Raw genomic sequence first — 16090 nt, 5'->3', positions numbered from 1 at the left:
GGAACACATCGGACGGAGATCACACTCGCTTGAACTCGCTTCCGGGCGCCCACTGCGGCAGGCCGGGCGCCGAGGCGGCGGCCCACGCGGTGCGCAACATCACCCGCCCCTGCTGCACCGCGCCGGCATAGTCGAAGTCCGGACGGTAGGCGTCGCTGGGCTGGTGGTAGTGCTGCGTGTTGAACTCGTCGTAGCGCTCCATCCCCCACCCCTCCGGGCGGCCGACGTAGCGCAGCCCGTGGTCCATCGCCAGCGCGGGAACGCCGGAGCGGGCGAACGGGAAGTGGTCCTGCCGGAAGAACATCCCCTGCTCGGGGTGCTGCTCGGGCGCCACCTCCATCCCCTCCGCCGCGGCGGCGGCGCGCACCAGGGCGCCCAGGTCGCTGCGGTCGGTGCCGAGCGGCGCGATGTCCTCCGTCGGCCCCCACAGGTTGGCGCCGTCCACGTTCAGCACGGCCGCGGTGGTGCCCAGCGGATAGAGCGGATGCCGCACGTACCATTCGGCCCCCAGCAGCCCGCTCTCCTCGGCGGTGGTGCTCACGACCAGGAACGGGCGCGGCGGCCGCTCCGGCGCGGACGCCAGCGCCTCGGCCACGGCCAGCAGGAGCGCCACGCCGCTCGCGTTGTCGTAGGCGCCGTGGTACACCAGCCGCTCGCCACCATCGCCGGTGCGGACGCCCAGGTGGTCGTAGTGCGCGGAGAGGATCACCACCTCGTTCAGCCGCGCCGCGTCGCTTCCGGGGATGAAGCCGACCACGTTCGCCGTCGCCACCTCGCGCAGGTCGCTGGCGACGCGGGCGCGGACGCGGATCCCCGTCGGCACCGGGCGGAAGTCCTTTCGCTCGGACGCGGCGACGAGCGCGTCCAGATCCTTATCGGCCGCCTGCAGCGCGCGGCGGATGGCCGGCTGCGAGATCCATCCGCGCACGCCCAGCGGGAACTCGGGGTCGCCGGCCAGGTCGAACTGCTCGCCGGTGTTGGAGGTGCGCACCACGTTCCAGCCGTAGCCGGCGGACTCGTCGGTGTGCACCAGCAGCACCCCGGCCGCCCCGCGCCGCGACGCCTCCTCGTACTTGTACGTCCACCGCCCGTAATACGTCAGCGCCTTCCCGCCGAAGAAACCGGGCGTGGCCTCGGTACCCGGATCGTTCACGCGCACCAGCAGCACCTTGCCGCGCACGTCCACGTCCTTGAAGTCGTCCCACCCGTACTCCGGCGCGGTGATCCCGTATCCCACCCACACCAGCTCCGCGTCGACGCCGACTTCGGGCTGGGGGATGCCCGCCTCCAGCACGTAATCGTCCCTGTACGCCGGGTCGATGGGGCCAGCGGGGGTATCGAGGGTGAGATGGGGATGCGGGTCCATCCCCACCATCGGCACGGGCTGCAGCCACGAGTGATTGACGGGCTCGCACCCCATCCGCTCCAGCTGCGCCGCGATGTACTCCATGGCCAGCGTGCCGCCGCGCGTGCCGGGGGCGCGCCCCTCGAGCAGCGGGTGCGAGAGGAAGCGGAGGTGCGCGTCCACCGCCTTCTCGCGGAGCGCGCCGAGGGCGGCCCGGAGCGCGGCGTCGTTGGGATCGGTCATCGGTCGTCAGTCCAATAGATGAAAGAGGCCGCCGGGGAGCGCGCGGGCGCGGCCCTCCGCCGCCAGGTAGCCGAGGATCGCGGTGAGCGACCCCTCCGCCGCCAGCCGCAGCCGCGGGTCCAGTTCCGCGCCGTACACCGCGTCGATCAGGTCACCGGTGCGCGACGGGCCCGCGGCCCGCAATGCGCGGACCACCTGCGCGATCCGCTCCTCGCGGTGGCGCCGGTAGCGCGCGACCGCCTCCGCCGGGTCGGCGATGTCCGGCCCGTGGGCGGGATGGAGGATGGAGGGAGCAAGGGAGGCGATGCGCTCCAGCGAGCGGAGGTACGCGGCCAGATCGCCCTCCGGTGGCGAGACGAGCGTGGTGTCCAGCCCGCCCATGAAGGTGTCGCCGACGAAGAGCGCGCCCGATCCGGAGTGATGGAAAGCGACGTGCTCCGGCGCGTGCCCCGGCGTGGGGACGACGTGGAGCGCGCCCGCGTCCGTCTCGATCTCATCGCCCTCTTCCAGCCAGCGGGAGATGAGATCGCCCTCCGGGTTGAGATGCGACCCGCGCGCGATCATCACCGGCGCGCCCGTTGCCGCGGCCAGCGCGGGGGCCGCCGCGGTGTGGTCGGAATGCGAGTGGGTGAGGAGGATGGCGGTGGGAGATGCGCCGCCCAGCGCGTCCAGGATGGCGCGGAGATGGGCGGGATCGTCCGGGCCGGGGTCGATCACCGCGGGGCGATCGCGGCCGACGATGTAGGTGCGCGTCCCATCCAGCGTCATCGCGCCGGGATTGGGAGCGAGCAGGCTGCGGATCGCCGCCGTCATCGCCGCACCAGGATCGCGCGGACGGGGGATGCGTCCGCCTCCATGAAGCGCAGCGGCAGCGCGACGAGTTCGTACTCCCCCGGATCTACATCGTCCAGCAGCAGGTTTTCGATGATGGCGACGCCCGCGCCGAGGAGGACGCGATGCACCGGCAGGTCGTGCGCGTTCACCAGATCGGGTGAGGGTGCGTCCGTCCCCACCAGCCGCACGCCGCGATCGACGAGGAGCCGCGCCGCATCCTCCGTCAGCGCGGGCCACGACGACGGGAACGCGTCCGGATCGCCCCACGCGCCCGTCCGCAGCAGCAACCGCTCGCAGTCGCTGGGGAGCTGCGCCTCGATCCACTCCGCTCCGATCGCGCCGGCGGCGGACGCGTCGAGCACGTGCGCGGGGCCGATGAACGCGTCCAGCGGCACCTCGCCGATGCGCGCGCCGTCCTCGAGCACGTGGTACGGGCCGTCGGCGTGGGTGCCGGTGTGCGCGCTCAGGCACAGCTCGGCGACGTTGGCGCCATCGTCCGCCACCCGCGCCGCCCATTCCACGCGGCACGGCGGATCGCCCGGCCACACCGGCATCCCCGCGCGCACCGGGCGGGTCACGTCGTGGATCTGCATCTACCGAATCGTGAGGCTGGATCGTAGCACAAAAGAAGCGCTCTGCCCGCCTGGCTGGGCCCCCTCCCCGGCCCCTCCGCCCGCTCCGCGGGGAGGGGAGAACTCATTGCGGAGAGATGCCTTCGGCGCGCCGGGAAGCGAGGTGGCAGTCCCGGAGGGACTTCGTGCTTTTGTTGCCCGGGAATTCCATTCCCGGTGCCTCCGGCCATCACCACACCAGCCCGGCCAGCACGCGCGGGGTGAACAGCGAGCCGACGGGGCTCACGTCGCCGGTGACGCGGATGACGGCGTCGGCGAGGGCGGGGCGGGCGGTGAAGCGGCGGGCCACGGCGCCCAGCAGCCGCGGGCGCGAGACGAACGCCTCGACGATGCGCTGCATCCGCTCGCCGGGGCCGAACGCGGCGCGGCGGGCGCGCTCGTACGGCGCCAGCGCGGACGCCGAAGTGTCGCCCGCGCGGAGGGCGGCGTGCGCGGCGTCGGCGGCCAGCTCTCCGCCGCGGAGGGCGCGGTAGATGCCCTGGCCGGTGAACGGATCGTAGTATCCGGCCGCGTCGCCCACCAGCAGCGCGCCATCCGCCACGGCGCTGCGGATGGGGCAGTCGAACGGGCCCGTGGCGATCACCTCGTCGACCCTGCGCAGCTGCGGAAAGCCGTATCGAACGAGCGCCGCGTCGAAGTAGCCGCCCGGATCGCCGGCGACCTCTTTCGACCGCTCCTCCGGGACCACGACCGTCACGTTCGCCAAGCCGCCACCGACGGGGGCGATGCCGAGGCAGGCGCCGCGACCGCTCACGTGCACCTCACCGCGCGCGGGGGCGCCGTCGAAGCCCGCCACGTGCGCGGTGAGCGCCAGCTTGCGCAGCTTCGGGCGGCGGGCGAGCAGACCCAGGCGGCGGAGGACGACGGAGCGCAGCCCGTCCGCGCCGACGACGAGGCGCGCGGCGATCTCCCACTCGCCACCGTCTCCGTGCGCGCGGACGCCGGTGACGCGGCCGTGCGCGTCGCGCAGGAGGCCGGTGACGCGCAGGCCGGTGCGCGCCTCGGCGCCGCGCGATTCGGCGTGGCGCAGGAGGATGTCGTCCAGCACCTCGCGCGGGATGCCGACGCCGTGCACCGCGCCGGGGAAGCACCCGTCGAACGAGCGGCCGCCGAGCGCTCCGATGCGCCAGCCGTCCAGCCGCGCGGGGCCGGCGGCCCGTACCGCGTCCCAGGCGCCCAGGCGGCGGAGCGCGGCGACGCCGGCGGGGTTCACGCACTCCGCGCACGGCTTGCGGCGCGGGAAGCGGGCGCGGTCCAGCACCAGCACGTCGTGGCCGGCACTCGCCAGCCACGCGGCCGTCGCCGATCCCGCCGGCCCGCCGCCCACCACCACGACCTCGCGTGCTTCGCGCGGAATGCTCATCTCCCCCTTCGTTCGTCCATCGGCTGGATCGCTCCGCCGCAAATCCAAGGGCGGCTAAGCCGCGGCCTCGCGCCATTCTCGACTATCCGCCCCCTACTCCTTCTCCACCACCAGCGCGACACGAAACGGGAAGTGCGCGTGGACCATCGCCTTCGCGAAACCCGCGCGGGCCGCCAGCGCGCGCAGCTCGTCCGGGGTGAAGGAGCGGCGGACGGAGAGCGGGCCGTCGTGGCGCGTGACCGGGTGCGTGCGCCAGACCGTGGCCGCCAGCAGTCTCGCCCCAAGCAATGCCGTCCGCGAGCGGGCCAGGTCGTTCACCACCAGGCCGATGCGCGACACGCGATGCATCTCCCGCAGCACGCGCACGCAGTCGCGCTCGTCGTCGAAGTGGTGCAGCGCGGTGGAGATCAGCGCGACGTCGAACGAGTCGTCCGCGTACGGCAGCTTCAGCGCGTCCGCCGTCTCCACCGTGACGGCGGGCTCGGCGGCGGTGTGCGCGCGCGCCATCTCCAGCGTGGTCGCGTGGTTGTCCGTGGCCACGATGCGCACCGCGACATCCTCCGCGCGTGCCCACTTCGCGATCTCCAGCGGGATGTCGCCGGAGCCGGTGGCCACGTCGAGGATGCGGTACCCGGCGCGCGGGTGGCGGCGGACGAGATCGCCGAGGTGATGGAGAACGACGCGCGTGCCGCCGAGCCAGCGGTTCACCCGCCGCAGGTCCTCCAAGGACTTCGACAGCTCGGTGTGGTCCTGCGCGGGCTCGTCCATCAGCTCCGCGCCCGCCATCCGCGGCAGCGCGCTCACGCCAGCGCCTCGCGCACGCGCCGCGCGGGCTCCTCCATCGCCTCGCCCAGCGCCGCCTCGTCCAGCGTCAGCACGCGGCCGTCGCGGTAGAGCACGCGGCCGCGCACCGCCGTCATCACCACGTCCGTACCCCGCGCGGCGTGGAAAAGCGCCGCCACGGGGTCGTGCACCGGCCGCACGTGCGGCGCCGCGAGCGAGACGGCGCAGAGGTCGGCGTCCTTCCCCGGCTCCAGCGTGCCGATCCGCTCCTCCATCCCCAGCGCCCGCGCGCCGTCGATCGTCACCAGCCGCAGCAGGTCCGCGGGGGAGAGGAAGTCGTACGAAGCCAGCCGTCCGCGGTGCAGGAGCGAGGCGATGCGGGCCTCCTCCAGCAGGTCCAGCCGGTTGTTGCTGCCGACGGAATCCGTCCCCAGCCCCACGCGTACGCCGGCCTCGCGCAGCTCGGGATAGGGGGCGATGCCGTGGCCCAGCTTCGCGTTCGCCACCGGGCAGTGCGCGACGGCGCAGTCGTTGTCCACCAGCCGCACCACGTCGTCGAACTCCAGCAGCACGCAGTGGATGAGGAGCGGGCGCGCGGCCAGGACGCCCAGCCGGTCCAGCATCTCCACCGTGGTCCGCCCGCGCGGGGGCGTGGCGATCTCCCGCGCGCGCAGCCCCGGCGCGAAGTCGCCCTCGCCGCGCGTCACCAGCTCGCGCTCGGGGATGGACTCGCCGGCGTGGATGGCGATGGGGAGACGTTCGTCGAGCGCGTATCTCCCCGCGGCGGCGAAGAGCGCGTCGGAGACGGTGTAGGGCGCGTGCGGGGAGATGCCGATCCGCACCAGCTCCGTCTCCTCTCCGCGCAGGCGATCGACGGCCATGCGGAGATCGGCCATCGACTCGTCGCAGACCCGCGGATCGGGGCCGAAGACCTCGCGGTAGACGACGCCGCGCATCCCCGCCTCCTTCAGCGCGCCCACCGACGCGGCGGACGATTCCGTCGCCGCCAGCGTGGTCATCCCCGCGCGCAGGCACTCCACCATCGTCCACCGCGCGGCTACGTCGTAATCCCCATCCTCCAGCGCCGCGCGCTTGGTCCCCACCAGCCGCAGGATCCAGTCGCGGAAGCGCAGGTCCTCCAGCGCGCCGCGGAAGAGGGCGAGCTCGGGGTGGGCGTGCACGTTCACCAGCCCGGGGAGGAGCGCCGCATCCCCCAGCTCCACGATCTCCGCGCCGTCGGGCGGCTCGATGGCCGCGCGCGGGCCCACGGCGGCGATGCGGCCGTCCGTCCCCACCATCACCGCCCCGTCGCGCACCGGCTCCGTGGCCACGGGAAGCACCCACGCCGCCCGGTAGATCGTCACTCGCTCCGGCATCCACCCGTCCCGTTTTCGTGTCGTCCTGTGCGCTCCGGCGTCTGCAATTCTAAGGCGCGAGGATGGAAGGTGCGAAAGTGCGAGAGTGCGAAGGTGCGAGAGTGAAAGGAGAAAGACGGGCTCACGCGGAGCCGCGGAGGCGCGGAGATGTGGGCCATGGACCTCCGCGTCTCCGCGTCTCCGCGTGAGATCCAGCGATGCCGGGGACGCGGAGAAACGAAGCCGCCGCCCCGGAGGATCCCGGAGCGGCGGCCGCGTTCGCCATCACCCGTCAGCCGAAATGCCTCACGGCGTGGCGGCGCACGGCGAGGGCAGGTTCCGCGACTGGCACTCCGACAGCGGCACCTGGAAGGCCGCGATGCGGATGTGGCTGGGCAGGTCCAGCGGCAGGTCCGCCAGACGCCCGAAGCGCCGCGCGTCGATCCACCGGTGCCCGCCCTCGAACAGCAGCGAGTACCGGCGCTGCTTCAGCAGCTCGGTGATGAACGCCGCGTCGGTCGCCGGCTGGGCGATGGGCGCCAGCCCGCCCGAGGTGGTGCGGATGAAGTTCAGGTCCGCCATCGCCCCCGGCTTGTCGTTGGTGAACCAGCGCGCCTCGGCCCGCAGCAGGATCAGCTCCTCGTTGCGGATGATGGGCACCGGCGAGGCGTTGCTGGCGTAGATGGTGAACGCCTTGTCGCTCTTCACCCCCGAGAGCGAGCGCTCGTCCACCGTGGTGACCTTGGCCAGCACCCGGTTGTCGAGCGTGGCGTCGGGCTTGTGCTCGGCGTCGGCCACCACCGACGGATGGGCGAAGATCACGTCGCTCCCCGCCAGGTCGTTGGGCGCGTCGGAGCCGCTCCCGTAGGTGTTGTACGCGCCCACGCTGAGCGAGTCGGCGGTGTTCAGGAACGACGCGTTCAGGTCGGTGAGCGCGGTGGCGTACTGCTGCGTGTACACGTCGACCCGGGCCTTCAGCGCGCGGTTGAAGGTGATGAACGACGCGGGCGTGGAGAAGCGCGCGAACCCCGAGCTCATGATGAACGGGAACGACGCGCCGCCCGCCTGCAGGTCGGTGCGCCCCGCGTCGAGCAGCGACACGATGTGCGCGAACACCGCGCTCTTGCTGGCGATGGGTGCCAGGTCGCTCCCCAGCGGCTGGTCCACCTCGATCGGCGCGCCGTTCACGTCACGGGTGTTGATGACCAGCAGGAAGTCGTACGCCTGCATGGTCTTCACGAACCCGCGCACGGCCGCCTTCTCGGCGTCGCTCATCCCCTCCACCTTGTCCAGCGCGTGCAGGATGATGTTGCCCAGGCGGATGTCGGCGTAGCGCGCGGTCCACAGCCCGGCGCCGAACGCGCCGCTGTTGGTCACCGGCCCCACCAGCAGCTCGGAAACGTAGCGCGGGTCCGACACGTCCAGCGTGTACGACTCGCGCCCCACGATCCCCAGCATGGAGATGTAGCCGGTGCGCCCGGTCATGTCGGACTTGGCGCCCAGCAGCATCCCCACGGCCGCGGCCTTGATCCCGGCCGGGGTGGGGTTGGTCTCCAGCTGCTCGATGCTGGGGTTGTTGTACTCGGGAACGTCCAGGTCGCTGGCGCTGCACGCCGCCAGGGCCAGGGCCGCTCCGAGCAGGCCGGCCCCCGCCGCGGCGCGCCCGCGGAAGTTCAGGAAGGTCATGGCTCAGAGCCCCAGGTTGATGGTGAGCCAGAAGCTGCGGCTGGGCGGGAACGGCGCCACGTCCACGCTGCGCGCGATCTGCTGGTTGCCGAAGTTGCTGACCTCGGGGTCCAGCCCCGAGTAGCCGGTCCAGGTGACCAGGTTGCGGCCCGAGAGCGTGAGCCTGGCGTTGTGCACGGTACCCGGCATCCGGCCCAGCACCGACGCCGGCAGCTCCCACGACAGCGACACCTCGCGCAGCTTCACGTAGCTGGCGTCCTCGATGTACTGCTGCGTGTACACGCCGAAGCCGCTGATGCGCTCCAGCCCCGAGCAGTGCGGGTTGCAGTCGGGCACCGCGCGCGGCGTGGACACCCCCGCGGGAAGCGCGAAGTCCGGCGAGTTGCTGACCGCGTCGTACAGCAGGCGGGTGAGGTTGATCACGTTCCCCCCGTGCTGCCAGTCCAGCAGCCCGTACAGGCTGAAGGCGCCGGCGCGCAGCTCGTTGCTGAAGCCCATCCGCCACTTGGGCGTGGCGTCGCCCAGCTGCTCCTCGATGGGCACGCCGTCCTCGTCCAGCCCGTTGCGCCCCACGATCTGGGTGGCCGAGTGCCCCTCCTCGATGCGGAACACGCCCAGCGCGGTGGACCCGAAGGCCCCGGTGGTGAAGGCCGGCACCGGCAGGCTCTCGATGGTGCTCTTGTTGGTGTAGAAGGTGGTGCGCGAGTTCCAGCTGAAGCCGCCGCGGTCGATGGGCGTGGCGTTCAGCGCCAGCTCCAGGCCGCGGTTGCTCAGCTCGCCGCCGTTGAAGATCTGCGTGGTGAAGCCGGTGGACGGGGCCAGCGTGCGGCGCAGCAGCATGTCGGTGATGCGCTTCTGGTACACCGTGGCCTCGAGCTGCGCGCGCCCCTCCAGCAGCGTCACGTCCACGCCGCCCTCGATCTCGCGCTGGCGCTCGGGACGGATGTCGGGGTCGCCCGCCGTGGTGCCCAGCACGATCCCGCCGATCTCCTTGTTGTTCGCGCCGCCGATGCTGGTGGTGGCGTCGAGCACCGTGAACTTGTTGCCGTACAGCGGCTGGTTCCCGCTCTCGCCGAAGGCCACGCGCAGCTTCAGGTCGTCCATCCACCCGGTGAGGTTGGGGAACCGGTAGCTGGCGCTGGCCTTGGGGTAGGTGAAGTAGTGGCCGGGGTCGCCGTTGGCGCTGCTGCGGTCGGCGCGCAGGCTGCCGGTCAGCAGCAGGCGGTTGTCCAGCGCCAGCATCTCTTCCTGCAGGTACACGCCGAAGTCGCGCACCCGCTCGCGCGTCTGGAAGATGCTGGAGCTGGGGCCGGAGTTGATGTTCCCCTGCCCGGCCACCAGGTCGCGCGTGACCACGCGGTGCGTGTTCAGGTCGCGGTCCTCGTACTGGAAGCCGGCCGAGCTGGTGACCTGGAATCCCGCGTGCGGGGTCCAGGTGTGCACCAGGTTGGCGTTGCCGTTCAGGTTCAGGTTGTGGCTGTTGGCCAGGATCGACGCGCCGGGCTGGGCGTCGCGCGCCTCGAACTGCAGCGACACCGGAAAGAGCAGCCCGTTGTCCTGGTTGAAGTAGTCCACCCCGCCGGTGCCCAGCAGCTTCAGCGACGAGTGCTCGCCGCGCGTGAGGTCGGCGCGCAGCGTGCCCGAGGTGATCATGCGCCACACCGACTCGTCGTTCGACGCCAGCGCCGCCGTCTGCAGCGGGTTGCTGGTGCCGAACGGGTTGTTGGGGAAGGTGGCGCCCGCCTGGCGCAGGTCCACGAAGTTGGGCGTGCCGGTGAGCGCCACGTAGTAGCTCACGCCGGCGTTGTCGTTGTTGGTGAGCCCGCGGTCGGCGCTGGTGTGCAGCAGGTTGGTGTTCAGCGACACCTGCAGCCGCTGCCCCAGCGCCTGGTCCAGGTTCAGGCGCACCGACTGCTTCTGGAACCCGGTGTTGTCGATGATCCCCGGGTTGTTCTGCAGCAGCCCCGACAGGTAGTAGCGCGTGTTCACGTTGCCGCCGCTCACGCTGGCCGAGGTCTCGGTTCCCAGCGGCTTGTGGCCGGCCAGCAGGCGCTCCTGGTCGAAGGTGGCGATGGGGGTGCCGTCGGCGTTGAAGAACGCCGCCGCGTTGTTGCCGAAGGCCGCCACCGCCTCGTCGCGGGTGAACGAGCGCGAGCCCAGCGTGTTGGAGACCGTGCTGACGCCGAAGCGCTGCGAGAACGACACCGAGGTGCGCCCGTCGCGGCCGCGGCGCGTGGTCACGATGATCACGCCGTTGCTGGCCTTGGAGCCGTAGATGGCCGCCGCCGAGGCGCCCTTCAGGATCTCGATGCTGGCGATGTCCTCGGGGTTCAGGTCCGAGATGCGGTTGGTGGGCGCGTCCTGGACGCTGGCGCTGTCACCCGGCAGCGCCTGCGTGACGGCGTTCTGCCCCGAGGGGATGGAAACGTCGCTCACTACCACGCCGTCGATCACCCACAGCGGGGTCGATCCGCCGTTGATGGTGTTCACGCCGCGCATGTTGATCTGCACGCCGCCGCCGGGGGCGCCGGAGTTGGTGGCGATCTGCGCGCCGGGCACCTTTCCCTGCAGCGCCTTGTCCACCGTCTGCGCGGGGGTGCGCTCCACCAGGTCCTGCCCCGACACGGTGGCCACGGCGTTGGCCAGGTTGCGCCGTGCCACGCTGGTGGCCTGGCCGGTGACCACCACCTGGTCCAGGCGCAGCACGTCGGTGGCCAGGCGGAAGGTGGCGGTCGCCTGCGCCGCGGGAACCACCAGGTCCTGCGTGCCGTAGCCGATCAGCGAGGCGCGCAGCCGCACCTCGCCGGCAGGCACGCTCAGGCGAAAGGCGCCGCCGGGGCCGGTGTTCACCCCCTGCGTGGTGCCGGCGATGTTCACGCGCGCGCCCTGCAGGCCGGTGCCGGTGGCCGCGGCCACCACGGTACCGCTGATCTCGCGCTGCTGCTGGGCCGCCGCGGGGTTCTCCCGCAGCGCCAGCGCGGTGGCGAGAACGAGCAACCACGTTCGCTTCCTCATGCTCCTGCTCCGGTTGGAATGGGGTTCGGAGTTGCGGACGGACAGAGTGCCGGTGGGTGCCCTCCTTGCCGGGCGTGATCGGGAGCTTCGATCTGGTGGACGTTCGTTCGGACGGAGCCGCCGGTGGGCGGCCGCGGATCGCGGAGCGTGGGGCCGGCGGGGTGAAGCGGGGTGCGGGTCGCCGGATCTGTGCTGGTCTGGGATTCGTAAGTTGTTACGGTCCCGTTGAGGGCGCAAGCCTGCCGGCCCCCGCTTCCCGCCGCAATGAACGCATGTTTCCCGGTGCTACGCGAGCCGTAGCAGCGCCGCTTTTCAGGCGGAGGAAACGCCGGCGCGTGTGCGTGTTTCCACCCCTTCCCGAGAACGCCCCGGGGCGAGGCGCACTGACACCGCGTGTCTCCAGCCGTCCGTATGGCGCCACGGAATGCGTGAGTACGACGGCAAATCGCCCGCCCGCGACGACCGCTCCCCTTGCCCCGGCGGATGCGGCGCGGCATCGTTGCACCGCGATCCCGATCGCACCGCCGCGCCCTTCGGCTCCTCCACGCGGCGGCTTCCCATCTCCCTCCGGGCAGCGTCCCGTCTCCCGTCTTCTTCCTGCGTTTTTCGATGGACAAATCCGTGGGCAGCCTGGTGGCCTTCATCGGCGCCGTCACGCAGATGGGCGGGTCGGTGCTGCTGGCCGCCTTCTTCCTGCTCCTGCGCGGGCAGGCGCGGCGGCGCCCGTACTTCCGCGCCTGGAGCCTGGCGTGGGTGTGGATGTCGGCCGCGCTGTTCGCCGTCTTCCTCCTCTACCGCATGGGGTGGGCGCCCGGGGGCGCGGCCGCGCGCGCCGGCTGGATGGCGTACCAGCTGGCCAAGCTCCTCTTCCTGTCCTCGCTGCTGGCCGGCGCGCTGGCGTACGCCGCCGCCGTGCGCCCCGCGGCGGTGCTGCGGGTGGCCGTGCCCGCGTCGCTGGCGTACGCGGCGGGGTCGGTCTTCGTCTCGTCGGGGCTGAACCGCGTGGTGGCGCTGCAGGGGCCGGTGGCCGCGGTGGTGCTGGGGTGCTGCGCGTGGCTCCTGCTGCGCCTCCCCCGCTCGCGCTCGTCGCTGGGAAGCCGGGCCACGGGAACGGTGTTCGCGCTGATGAGCGCGCTGTGGGCGTTCTACGCGGCCGCCTTCCCGTTCTGGGACAGCTCCGGCGCGGAGTTGGGCGGGGTGGCCGGGTTCATCGTGCGCTACAACTCGTACCTGGACCTGCTGCTGCAGATGCTGCTGGGGTACGGGATGGTGGTGCTGCTGATGGAAGACACCCGGCGCGAGACCGACGCCGCGCACCACGAGCTGGCGGTGGCGCACGACCAGCTGAAGCGGGTGGCGCTGCACGACTCGCTCACCGGCGCGCTGAACCGCCGCGCGTGGAGCGAGGGGGTGGGGATGGAGGCGGTGCGCGCCTCGTTCGGCGCGGCGGTGATGCTGGACCTGGACAACCTGAAGACGGTGAACGACGTGCACGGCCACGCCGCGGGCGACGAGCTGCTGCGCCGCACCGCCGAGGTGCTGCGCGCGGCGATCCGCCCCACCGACCGGCTCTTCCGCTGGGGCGGCGACGAGTTCCTGGTGCTGATGGCGGGCTCGCGCGCCGCCGACGCCCGCCGGAGGATCGAGGAGACGGTGGCGGGCGCCGGCGCGGGGATGGAGGACGACGACCCGCGGCGGCTGATGATGAGCGTGGGCGCGGCCGAGTTCGCCGGCGGCGAGGCGCTGGACGAGGCCATCCGCCGCGCCGACGCGGCGATGTACGAAGAGAAGTCGCGCCGCCGGGGCGCCCTGGCCGCGCGGCGCCACCCATCCGCGGACGCGGCTTGAGGCCGGGCGCCCGCATCGCCATCTTCCCCGCTCTTCCCGCGATTTCCCCCACCCTGCGGATCCGGCGCCCGTGACGATGACGACGATGGATGCCGCCCGCGAGCTGCGCCGGGCGCTGCGCGAGCTGGTGCGGCTGCAGCAGCTGCGCGAGCGCGACCGGACCAGCGCGTACGGCGTGACGGTGAGCGGCGCGCACGTGCTGGAGGTGCTGGCCGAGCGCGGCGCCCTGTCGCTGAACGCGCTCTCGGCCGAGCTGTTCGTGGACAAGAGCACCGCCTGCCGCACCGTGGGCCTGCTGGAGGACCGCGGCCTGGTCGCGCGCCTGGCCGACAGCCGCGACGGCCGCGCCATCCGCGTGGAGCTGACGGACGACGGCCGCGTGCTGGAGGCGCGCCTGCGCCAGGACGCCGTCTGGGAAGCGGAGGCCCTCCTCTCCGCCCTCCCCGCGGAAGATGCTGACGGCGCGCTCCGCCTGATCCGCGAGCTGACGCGCACCTCCGCCGCCCACGCGGGCGCCGCGCTGGCGGAGTAGCCCCGGGTTCACCGGATAACCCGGTGTCAGGCCGCTGGTCAAAATGTCTCGACAGCCGCAGTAATCCCTCCCTCGGGCTGTCGTGTGCGGGATCGCTCGTTCCCCCGGCCCGGGTGGCGAGCCGCCGGGTAGCCGGCCAGGCCGTTGACCCGCGAGGCCGGACCGGGTAGCTTCAAACATGAAATTTCATGAACACCCGGAGCTCACGTGATCAACCTGAAGGACATCCACTCGCTTTCCGACTTTCAGCGGAACGCGCGGAGCTACGTGGAGCATCTGAAAGTGACCGGCCGTCCCCAGGTTTTGACGGTACACGGGCAGGCCGAGCTCGTGGTCCAGCACGCCGACGCGTACCAGAAGCTCCTCGATCTGGCGGCCAACGCCGCGGCCATCGTGGGCATCCAGCGGGGTTTGCAGGGGATGTACGAGGGAACCGGCGAAGATGCCGAGGATGCGTTCGCCTCTCTCGAACGTGAGCTCGGGATCTCGGAGCAGGCGTAGTGTTCCGGGTCAGAATCGAGGTCGAGGCCAAGAACAATCTCCGGAAGCACTATCAGAACCTTCGCTCGCGCAACCCCGGCTCGGAGTACCCGAACCAGTGGTACTACGGGATCCGATCCGCCATACGGGATCTTGTCGTGTCGGCCCAGCAGTGCGGTCTGGCGTACGAAGACCGGTTCTTCGCCGAAACCATCCGTCAGCGACTCTTCGATTCGTACAAGATCCTCTTCGCGATCCGGGAAGATACCGTCCACGTGCTCCACATACGCCACCAGGCTCAGGATCCGGAGGATCTGATCGCCTGAAGAGCGCGGCCAGACGGTTGCAGGCCGAAGGATCGATACTCTGCTCGCACGTCCGCCGGGATACACGCTCATCTCTGCTTGCGTGGCCCCGGCGCGTCCGATCGTGAACCTTTCCCAAGACGCTGTCGCAGTCACCTCTCCCAGCAGTTTGGGAGAGGTCGAAAAAAGGAGCGAGCCGAGACGGCGGTTTGTCTCGGCTCGCTCCTTTTTTCGGGTGAGGGCCACACAGCCGCGCCGCACCGATCACCTCGTCTTCCGATCGCCCTTCTTTTTATGACGCTGGGCGGGGTGCGGCGCGGAAGCACGAACCCATCTCCGGATCAGGCTTTACAGCAGCCCGCGGCGCTTCACGTCGAGGTAGCGGTTCACGACGGTGGGGACGGCGTCGGTCGGGCGGGCGTCGGCGATGAGGACGCCGCTGCGCTGCATGGACGTGAGCGCGGCGGCGCGGGCCTGCAGCAGCTCCTCCGCGGCGGCGCGGCGGTAGACGTCGGCCTCGCTCCGCGCGGGGACCTGCGCGGTCGCCTCCAGGTCCGGGTTGCGCAGGGCCACGGCGATGGGGAGATGGCGCGAGGCCGCCTTCCCCAGGTGCGCGACCAGCGCGGACGAGGCCTGCGCGTCGATGATGTCGGTGAAGACGACGAGCAGCGACCTGCGCCTCAGCTGCTTCGCCAGATAGGTGAACGCGGCGGGATAGTTGGGCTCCACCATCCGCGCGTGCACGCCCCCCAGCGCCTCGGCCAGCGTGCTGATGCTGCCGCGCGACGGCGGGATGTACTGCTGCACCCGGTCGGCGAACACCAGCAGCCCCACCTGGTCGCCGTGCAGCGAGGCCACGTCGGCCAGCAGGAGCGCGGCGGTCAGCGCGTAGTCCAGCCGCTCGCGGTCGCCCACCTTCTCCGTCATCAGCCGCCCCGCGTCCACCAGGATCACCACGTTCTGGCGGCGCTCCACCTCGTACTGGCGCACGATCAGCTTGGAGCGCCGCGCCGTGGCCTTCCAGTCGATGGTGCGCGGATCGTCGCCGCGCGAGTACTCGCGCAGCGACTCGAAGCTGCCGCCCTCGCCGCGCTGACGCACGGGGCGGAAGCCGGCCTCGCGCAGGCGGTTGTGCAGCCCCAGCAGACGGTAGCGCCGCACCTCCAGCATCCCCGGCATCACCCGCAGCGGGTCCGCGCGTTCCACGCGCCGCTGCCGCCAGGCCAGGCCGAGCGGGCCCAGGACGCGCACGTGCACGTCGCCGTACTCCACGTCGCCACGGCGCTCGGCCAGGACGGGGAAGCCGATCTCCGCGTCGCGGCCGGGGCGGACCACGGCCTCGCGCACCCAGTCGCCCTCGCGGACCAGGATGTCGGGAAGGTCGTCGGTCAGGCGGACGCGCGCGGCAACCCGGCCGCGGTTCTCCACCACCAGCATGTCGCGCGCGGTGGCGCCCAGCCCGATGCGCTGCGGCGCCCGCCGCTCGATGCGCAGCCGCGCCGCGGGCGTCCACAGCGCGTCCAGCGCGAACAGCGCCAGCAGCATGGCGTCGGCGGCGAAGGCGGCCGCCGCGCCCACCAGGAAAAGCGGGGAGAGCAGCGCCAGCAGGAGCAGGAACCGGCGGGAGGGAAGAACGTTCAACACGCGGCGCGGCGGCGGGGAATCGGGA

General features: G+C 72.0%; 13 protein-coding genes. 4 read left to right on the top strand and 9 right to left on the bottom strand.

The genetic code is table 11. The annotated features are described in order from the left end of the window. Positions 1-19: 19 nt before the first annotated feature. The 8 genes from VLK66_RS27055 to VLK66_RS27020 all read right to left on the bottom strand — a co-directional run bounded on the left by VLK66_RS27055 (position 20) and on the right by VLK66_RS27020 (position 11256). A complete protein-coding gene (locus VLK66_RS27055) occupies positions 20-1588 on the bottom strand; it encodes a M20/M25/M40 family metallo-hydrolase (protein WP_325312635.1) in 1569 nt (522 codons plus the stop codon). Between the two features lie 6 nt (positions 1589-1594). Then, positions 1595-2401 carry an MBL fold metallo-hydrolase gene (locus tag VLK66_RS27050; RefSeq protein WP_325312634.1) on the bottom strand — a complete coding sequence of 269 codons (807 nt, stop codon included), beginning with the start codon at positions 2399-2401 and terminating at the stop codon, positions 1595-1597. Then, complete coding sequence (locus VLK66_RS27045) at positions 2398-3015, bottom strand: cyclase family protein (RefSeq protein ID WP_325312633.1); 618 nt, start codon at positions 3013-3015, stop codon at positions 2398-2400. Before VLK66_RS27045 ends, VLK66_RS27050 begins: the two co-directional genes overlap by 4 nt. 208 nt (positions 3016-3223) lie before the next feature. Continuing rightward, positions 3224-4417, bottom strand: coding sequence for an NAD(P)/FAD-dependent oxidoreductase (locus VLK66_RS27040; protein ID WP_325312632.1), 1194 nt, complete (start codon positions 4415-4417; stop codon positions 3224-3226). Between the two features lie 93 nt (positions 4418-4510). After that, complete coding sequence (locus tag VLK66_RS27035) at positions 4511-5221, bottom strand: methyltransferase domain-containing protein (protein WP_325312631.1); 711 nt, start codon at positions 5219-5221, stop codon at positions 4511-4513. Further along, complete coding sequence (locus tag VLK66_RS27030; protein WP_325312630.1) at positions 5218-6576, bottom strand: amidohydrolase family protein; 1359 nt, start codon at positions 6574-6576, stop codon at positions 5218-5220. Before VLK66_RS27030 ends, VLK66_RS27035 begins: the two co-directional genes overlap by 4 nt. A gap of 285 nt (positions 6577-6861) precedes the next feature. Continuing rightward, positions 6862-8241 carry a RagB/SusD family nutrient uptake outer membrane protein gene (locus tag VLK66_RS27025; RefSeq protein WP_325312629.1) on the bottom strand — a complete coding sequence of 460 codons (1380 nt, stop codon included), beginning with the start codon at positions 8239-8241 and terminating at the stop codon, positions 6862-6864. Positions 8242-8244: 3 nt separating this feature from the next. Beyond that, positions 8245-11256, bottom strand: a complete 3012-nt coding sequence (locus tag VLK66_RS27020) for a SusC/RagA family TonB-linked outer membrane protein (protein WP_325312628.1) — start codon at positions 11254-11256, stop codon at positions 8245-8247. A gap of 609 nt (positions 11257-11865) precedes the next feature. Here VLK66_RS27020 and VLK66_RS27015 point away from each other — a divergent pair. The 4 genes from VLK66_RS27015 to VLK66_RS27000 all read left to right on the top strand — a co-directional run bounded on the left by VLK66_RS27015 (position 11866) and on the right by VLK66_RS27000 (position 14442). Next, entirely contained in the window at positions 11866-13104 is a 1239-nt protein-coding gene (locus VLK66_RS27015; protein WP_325312627.1) for a GGDEF domain-containing protein, read from the top strand. A gap of 76 nt (positions 13105-13180) precedes the next feature. Beyond that, entirely contained in the window at positions 13181-13636 is a 456-nt protein-coding gene (locus tag VLK66_RS27010) for a MarR family winged helix-turn-helix transcriptional regulator (RefSeq protein WP_325312714.1), read from the top strand. A gap of 207 nt (positions 13637-13843) precedes the next feature. Continuing rightward, positions 13844-14137 carry a type II toxin-antitoxin system Phd/YefM family antitoxin gene (locus VLK66_RS27005; RefSeq protein ID WP_325312626.1) on the top strand — a complete coding sequence of 98 codons (294 nt, stop codon included), beginning with the start codon at positions 13844-13846 and terminating at the stop codon, positions 14135-14137. Next, the gene (locus VLK66_RS27000) at positions 14137-14442 is read left to right on the top strand and encodes a hypothetical protein (protein ID WP_325312625.1); all 306 of its coding nucleotides are present in this window, start codon (positions 14137-14139) and stop codon (positions 14440-14442) included. Before VLK66_RS27005 ends, VLK66_RS27000 begins: the two co-directional genes overlap by 1 nt. A gap of 327 nt (positions 14443-14769) precedes the next feature. Here VLK66_RS27000 and VLK66_RS26995 read toward each other — a convergent pair whose 3' ends face one another. After that, positions 14770-16062, bottom strand: coding sequence for a DUF58 domain-containing protein (locus VLK66_RS26995; RefSeq protein WP_325312624.1), 1293 nt, complete (start codon positions 16060-16062; stop codon positions 14770-14772). Between the last annotated feature and the right edge of the window lie 28 nt (positions 16063-16090).

The organism is Longimicrobium sp., from assembly GCF_035474595.1.
Taxonomy (GTDB): Bacteria; Gemmatimonadota; Gemmatimonadetes; order Longimicrobiales; family Longimicrobiaceae; genus Longimicrobium.
Note: the sequence above shows the minus strand (reverse complement) of the source record. Positions and strands in the feature narration are given on the sequence as shown.